The organism is Gracilimonas sp. (genome assembly GCF_035704785.1).
In the GTDB taxonomy this organism is placed as follows: domain Bacteria; phylum Bacteroidota; class Rhodothermia; order Balneolales; family Balneolaceae; genus Gracilimonas.
This window is the reverse complement of the sequence record NZ_DASSWP010000238.1, coordinates 1-7107: the sequence shown is the minus strand read 5'-3', so window position 1 is coordinate 7107 and position 7107 is coordinate 1. Positions and strand designations below refer to the sequence as shown.

General features: G+C 40.6%; 7 protein-coding genes. All 7 read left to right on the top strand.

Annotated elements, in window-relative coordinates:
• On the top strand, nt 1–788 hold a 788-nt coding region (locus VFM80_RS13335; protein ID WP_395072482.1), incomplete at its 5' end, for a sodium-dependent transporter.
• A 67-nt stretch (nt 789–855) separates the two neighbouring features.
• Nucleotides 856–1425: an elongation factor P gene (gene efp, locus VFM80_RS13330; protein ID WP_395072480.1), complete on the top strand. Its 570-nt coding sequence runs from the start codon at nt 856–858 to the stop codon at nt 1423–1425.
• A gap of 8 nt (nt 1426–1433) precedes the next feature.
• Nucleotides 1434–1913, top strand: a complete 480-nt coding sequence (gene accB / locus VFM80_RS13325; RefSeq protein WP_395072478.1) for an acetyl-CoA carboxylase biotin carboxyl carrier protein — start codon at nt 1434–1436, stop codon at nt 1911–1913.
• Nucleotides 1914–1922: 9 nt separating this feature from the next.
• Nucleotides 1923–3275, top strand: coding sequence for an acetyl-CoA carboxylase biotin carboxylase subunit (gene accC / locus VFM80_RS13320; RefSeq protein ID WP_395072476.1), 1353 nt, complete (start codon nt 1923–1925; stop codon nt 3273–3275).
• A gap of 2 nt (nt 3276–3277) precedes the next feature.
• Entirely contained in the window at nt 3278–3658 is a 381-nt protein-coding gene (gcvH, locus tag VFM80_RS13315) for a glycine cleavage system protein GcvH (protein ID WP_395072474.1), read from the top strand.
• 108 nt (nt 3659–3766) lie between these two features.
• Entirely contained in the window at nt 3767–5317 is a 1551-nt protein-coding gene (guaA, locus tag VFM80_RS13310) for a glutamine-hydrolyzing GMP synthase (RefSeq protein ID WP_395072472.1), read from the top strand.
• A gap of 386 nt (nt 5318–5703) precedes the next feature.
• On the top strand, nt 5704–7107 hold a 1404-nt coding region (locus VFM80_RS13305; RefSeq protein ID WP_395072470.1), incomplete at its 3' end, for an ABC transporter substrate-binding protein.

Genomic DNA, 7107 nt, shown 5'->3' with positions numbered 1-7107 from the left:
TCATATACGTTTTATTACAGCCCGGTAGCTCTGAAGGAGTTAGTGCTTACCTACTTCCCGATTTTAGTAAAATTAATGCTAATTTGATCTTTTCTGCAATGGGGCAAGCCTTCTTTTCCCTATCACTTGGTATGGGAGCTTTAATAACATACGGTTCATATTTGAATAAGAAAGAGAATATACCTCAAGCTGCTGCTTTTGTAACCTTAGCAGATGTTGGAATTGCTTTCCTTGCCGGTTTATTGATAGTTCCTGCAATGTATCTTGCTCAAAGTCAGGGAATCAACATCAATGTCGGCGGTTCACTTGCTTCCAGTACCGACCTTGTATTTCAGATACTCCCAGCCTTATTCCACACTATTGGAGGAGCTGTAGGAATGATATTAGGGGTAACTTTTTTCCTGCTGCTCAGTATTGCGGCCCTAACTTCTACTATTTCTTTACTTGAGGTGCCCGTTAGTTTTGTAATTGATGAATTTGAAGTAAAACGCAAAAAAGCAGCCTGGGCAGTTGGAAGTGGAATTTTAGTTATTTCAATCATAGTTGCTTTCTCCCCTGTCCTGATCGGTTGGTTTGATTACTTGTTCAGCAGTATTGGACTTCCTTTAGGCGGTTTCCTAATCTGCTTATTTGTCGGATATTTCTGGAAAACGGAAAATGCAATCAATGAGATGGAATATGGATTTGCGGGTATTAAGCAGACACTTTTCTCGAAAATATGGCCAATTTTTATAAAGTATATTTGCCCTGCAGCTATACTTTATAACTTGATTAGTAATTTCATCTAAACGAGTTTGTTATCCAAACAGGTAGGTAGTATTTTTGATCGAAATTTATCAGAGGAAAAAATAAAGAATGTCCAAAATATCAACATCAGATTTTAGAAATGGTATGGTTCTGGATCTGGACGGAGAATTCTACTCTATTACTGAATTCCAACATGTTAAACCGGGAAAGGGCCCTGCTTTTGTACGAACAAAACTTAAAGGCATCTTAAATGGAAAAAACATTGATAAAACCTGGAGATCAGGTGAAAATGCTGAATCTGTTAGAATTGAACAGCACGAATATCAATACCTCTATAATGATGGTGAACTTTTTTACCTGATGCATAACGAGACCTACGAACAGGTTCCCGTAAATGCCAGTCAGGTTGAACGCAAAGGATACTTTGTGGAGGGCCAAAATTGTAATGTAATGGTAAATGCGGATGAAGAATCTATTCTTTATGCAGAACCAAAAGATCACATTGAAGCAGTAATTGAACAAACAGATCCCGGGTTAAGAGGGGATACTGCACAAGGTGGAAGTAAACCTGCTACCTTAGAATCAGGGGCTACCATTCAGGTTCCCCTCTTCATAAATGAAGGTGAAAAGGTTCGGGTTGACACTCGAACCGGAGAATATATAGAACGAGCTAAATAAAAGTAATCATGGATTTAAAACTCATAAAAAATATTTTAGAATTGATATCAGAAAGTGATGTCAATGAAGTTTCACTTGAAGAAGGTGACTTCAAAATTAAAGTAAAAAAACAAGGTGAAGTTCAGCAGGTGAGTTATTCACAGCCTGCAGCTCCTCAGCCCGTGGCACAACCGGCAGCTCCGGCCCAGCCACAACAAGCAGCACCGTCAGGTGAAAGTGCTGAAAGTTCAAAAGAAGATCAGCCTGATGGCGAAACCGTAACGTCTCCAATTGTGGGAACTTACTACGAATCACCATCTCCTGACTCAGACCCCTTTATTAAAGTTGGAGCCAAAGTATCTAAGGGCGATACCCTCTGTATTGTTGAGGCGATGAAGATCATGAACGAAATTGAAGCTGAATTCAGTGGAACTGTGCAGAAGATTTTAGTTAATGATGCACAGCCTGTTGAATTCGAACAACCACTTTTCATTATAAAAAAAGACTAAGCGGTTTTCATGTTTAAAAAAATTCTGATCGCCAACAGAGGTGAAATTGCATTACGTATCATTCGTACATGTCAGGAAATGGACATCAAAACGGTAGCTGTATACTCTACCGCTGATGCTGACAGCCTGCATGTAAAATTTGCTGATGAAGCCGTTTGTATTGGTCCTCCTTCCAGCAAAGAAAGTTACCTTAAAATACAAAGTATCCTGGCAGCAGCTGAGATCACGGACGCCGAAGCTATTCACCCGGGATATGGTTTTCTTGCGGAGAACGCTGAATTTTCTCGCATTTGTGGCGAACATAATATCAAATTCATCGGCCCCTCCCCTCACGCCATTAATAAAATGGGTGACAAGGCTGTGGCTAAAGCAACTATGATCGCCAATAAAGTACCGGTTGTACCGGGAAGTGATGGCGTCGTTGAAAGCTATGAGGATGCTAAAAAAGTTTGTGATGATATTGGTTACCCGGTAATCATCAAAGCCTCAGCAGGTGGCGGTGGACGTGGTATGCGCATGGTTATGGAAGCGGATGAATTAGAAAAGAATTATAAGATGTGCCGCCAGGAAGCGGAAACTTCTTTTAATAATCCGGCTGTTTATATTGAACGCTTTGTATTGAATCCTCACCATGTCGAGATACAGATCATGGCGGACCAGCACGGTACAGCAGTTCATTATGGGGAAAGAGATTGCTCGCTGCAGCGCCGCCATCAGAAAGTACTTGAAGAATCCCCTTCTCCCCTTATGACCAAAGAACTTCGTAAAAAAATGGGAGATGCAGCTGTGAATGCTGCTAAAGCGGTGAACTATGAAGGAGCCGGAACGGTAGAATTTTTAGTGGATGATGACCACAACTTCTATTTCATGGAAATGAATACTCGCATTCAGGTAGAGCATCCTGTAACTGAAGAAGTGACTGGAATCGATCTTATCGAGCAGCAGATCAGAGTCGCAGCCGGTGAAAAGATCGAAGAATATCCTCTTGAGTTTATTAATCACGCCATTGAATGTCGTATTAATGCCGAAGACCCGGAGCATAATTTCCGTCCATCAGCAGGTGAGATCACCGTGTTCCACCCGCCGGGCGGTCATGGTGTACGCTTAGATACTCACGCCTATTCAGGTTACCGAATTCCTCCGCATTACGATTCAATGATCGCCAAGCTGATTGTAAGTGCCCCAACTCGCGAAGAAGCGATCAAAAAGATGAAGCGTGCGTTAAAGGAGTTCATCATAGAAGGCATCAAAACGAATATTCCTTATCACATTCAATTGATGGATGACGAGAACTTCAAAAAAGGAAAATTCGATACCAAGTATCTAGAAAGAGAATTTAAATATATACCCAAGGAAAACTGAAAATGAGCATACCTGCAGATCTTAAATACACCCGCGAACACGAATGGATCAAAGATAATGGCGATGGCACAGCTACCATTGGTATTACTGATTTTGCTCAGGGCGAACTCGGAGACATCGTATTTGTTGAACTTGAACCTGAAGGGACTGCGTTTTCTAAAGATGACACTTTTGGTACCGTAGAAGCAGTCAAAACCGTATCAGATCTCTATGCCCCTGTTGATGGAGAGATCCAAGAGATAAATGAAAAACTTGAGGACGATCCTGAATTGGTAAACGAAGATCCTTATGGTGATGGCTGGATGGTCAAAGTTAAGCTTCATGATGAATCTCAGCTTGATGACCTTCTTTCTGCCGAAGAATACGAAGACGTAATTGCCTGATCAGGCTTTTGATACTTTCAACCTGTCAGGTGAAACTTAGATTAAAAGTTCCATCTGGCAGGTTTTTTTATTTTTTAAACTATCAGTTCTACTTCCAAAAACTTACCTATGCACAGCCGACATTCCGAATGGATACTCATCCTTGATTATGGTTCTCAATTCACCCAATTGATCGCCCGACGTTTAAGAGAACTGAATGTGTACTGCGAAATTCATCCCTTTAATGTAGATCTTGAAGAAGTTACTACTCCAACCCCGGGAGGCATCGTGTTATCCGGCGGACCGATGAGTGTAAATGATAAAGAAGCCCCTTACCTTCAATCGGAGATCCTGGACTGGGATATTCCAATTTTGGGCGTCTGTTATGGCCTCCAGCTTCTTGCGCACTCAGAAATACCTGGCAGTGTAGAGAAAGCTGAGAAGCGAGAATACGGCCGTGCCAATCTCCTGATCGATAACTCCGAAGACCTCTTGAAGGATATTCCAAACGAAAGCGTGGTATGGATGAGCCATGGTGATCATATTCACGAACTGCCCGCTTCTTATGATATCATCGGGCATACTGCAAATGCTGAAGTGGCAGCCGTTCGTCACAAAGAAAATGCCATATACGGCGTTCAATTCCACCCTGAAGTAGCGCACACCGATCATGGCAAACAGCTGCTCCAAAACTTTGCATACGATATCTGTGGACTTAAAGGTGACTGGACATCTACTTCATTCATAGAAGAACAAATAAGCTCTATTCGTGAAAAAGTAGGTGATGATAAGGTACTCTGTGGCCTTTCAGGTGGTGTGGATTCTACCGTTGTTGCTACCCTGCTTCACAAAGCCATTGGAGATCAGCTTCAGTGTATCTTTGTAGATAATGGACTACTTCGTAAAAATGAATTTGAATCAGTGATGGAGTTATATACCCGGGATCTGAATTTACCGGTTCGGGGAGTAGATGCCTCTTCTGCTTTTTTAAGCGAGTTGAAAGGGGTTTCTGATCCGGAAGAAAAGAGAAAGATCATAGGCAGAGTTTTTATAGAAGTATTTGATGAGGAAATTGGGAGTGATAAGGATGTTAAATATTTGGCACAGGGCACTTTATATCCTGATGTGATCGAGAGTGTTTCATTTAAAGGTCCTTCTGCCACTATCAAGTCTCATCATAACGTTGGCGGGCTTCCGGAAAAAATGAATCTGGATCTAATTGAACCGGTTCGTGAGTTATTCAAGGACGAGGTGCGTGAAGTTGGACGAACTTTAGGTATCCCCGAGCATTTTATAGGAAGGCACCCATTTCCCGGACCAGGCTTAGGAATCAGGGTTATAGGAGAACCTACTAAAGAAAGATTAGATCTGCTCAGAGAGGCTGACTTTATCTTTATTGAAGAGCTGAAAAAACAGAATTTATACCACTCAGTTTGGCAAGCATTGGCTGTTTTGTTACCGGTACAAAGTGTAGGTGTAATGGGCGACGAACGTACCTATGAATTCACCATAGCTTTACGAGCAGTAACAAGTGTGGATGGTATGACGGCTGATTGGGCGCATCTTCCCTATGAATTTTTAGCACATATATCTAACCGTATTATCAATGAAATAAAAGGTATCAATCGTGTGGTTTATGATGTAAGTTCAAAACCTCCTGCTACCATTGAATGGGAATAATAAAGTTAATTTAATTACTCTTTGTTATATCCCAAACAGGTTTACCCAAAAACTCTTACAGTTCTTTGGCATCTCTTCTCAAAGCGGAAACATCACCATGATCTATTTTCTGTGCGTTATTTATTGATGCTGCCTTACTCCCTTATTTTCGGGGTGGTATAGACTATCTTCTTGCTCCTGTACTGGTGGATAAGTTTTCCGCTTAGTTTTGAATCTAATTATCTTTATCCTGCTCCCTGATAACTAACTAAATAAAAGGATCAGATTAAGCTATTTAAGAATGATCTTATCCTTTTAGAATATTTATATCTGTAAATAAGCATTCCATTACAGAACTTTTTAATTTCTACACAGTTATAATTGAAGTAACAAACCCAAAGATCTTAATGAAAAGACCAGTATTTACTTTATTACTCTTATTGATAACAGCTTCTTCAACGGTATTTGCACAACCTATAAATACCGGGATTGAATTTTATGAAGAGGGAAATTATGAACGTGCTCTTCGTGTCTTTGATAATATCGACTCTCCTGAAGCACACCTTTTTGCAGGAAAAAGTCATTTTGCACTTAATAATTTTTTAAAGGCAAAATATTATCTTGAAAAAGTCGACAGTACGGCACAGGAACTGATACTGGAGGCTAAATACACAAAAGCATTAGCTGATTTTCAGTTAAAGAATTTTGCTGCTTCTTTAGATGCACTTCATGAGTTAAAACAAACATCAAGCCTGCCGTCAGTTTCCCGGCCTGCGTTTAATTTTTATAGAGATCTTATCAATTACCTTACTTTGAACCAAAGGTTTGAGGCTTTTAAAGCCTCTGACTATGATGAGGTTCGTTTTGATTTAGTGGAATCAGCGATTGGTAAAGTTGACTTAGGTTCTGCAAGGGCCTTGTTTTCAGCATATAAGAATTCCGTTATTTTAGTTGATTCTTTAAGGCATGCCCCTATTGATTCCCTCCTATCTGACTCAGCCGCTTATCGGCTGCAATATAATCCAAACAAATATGCTCGATCACCTGATGGCTTAGCCTATAATATTGGCGTAGCACTGCCACAATTCGATGTGGAGTCTGCAGAGTATGAGATCTCACAACATCTTTATTTTGGAATACAGATGGCTGTAGAGAATTTCAATAGTGAGAACACAGACCTTAAAGCATTTCTAACCTATGTTGATACTAAGGCTGATGCCAATAATGCATCAACCGTTGCAAATGATTTGATCTGGAATCACGATGTGGATGTTATAATTGGGCCATTGATCTCGGAAGTTGCCGTAGAAATATCCAAATATGCAGAATTGTATCAGAGGCCTATGCTCACTCCGTTGGCAAACTCAGATAAAATTAACCTTGATCTTAATTATACCTTTCAGCTTAACCCTACTTTTGCTGTTCAAGGACGGAAAATGGCTCAGTATGCCATCCAAAATCTTGGATTTGATACCTTAGCTGTAATTGCTGAACGTGGATCTTTAGGAGAACCTTCTGCCGCTGCATTTTTGGATGAAGCAAGAAGGCTGGGTGGAACTGTCGTTCGATATTTTGTTGAAGATCTGGAATCCGATGGTTATGATATCAGCCAGTATGCACAATATTTTGATCCGGAAGTAGACACCGTTTACAATTTCGATATTGATGCTGTTTACGCTCCCTTTACCGGAAATATTGCTGAAACCTTGATCAATTCCCTTCTTACCAATCTGGAAGCAATGCAAAGTGATATGTCCATCCTGGGGTCAGAAGAATGGGAAACGGTTGACATCGGGTCAAGAAGGCTTCCT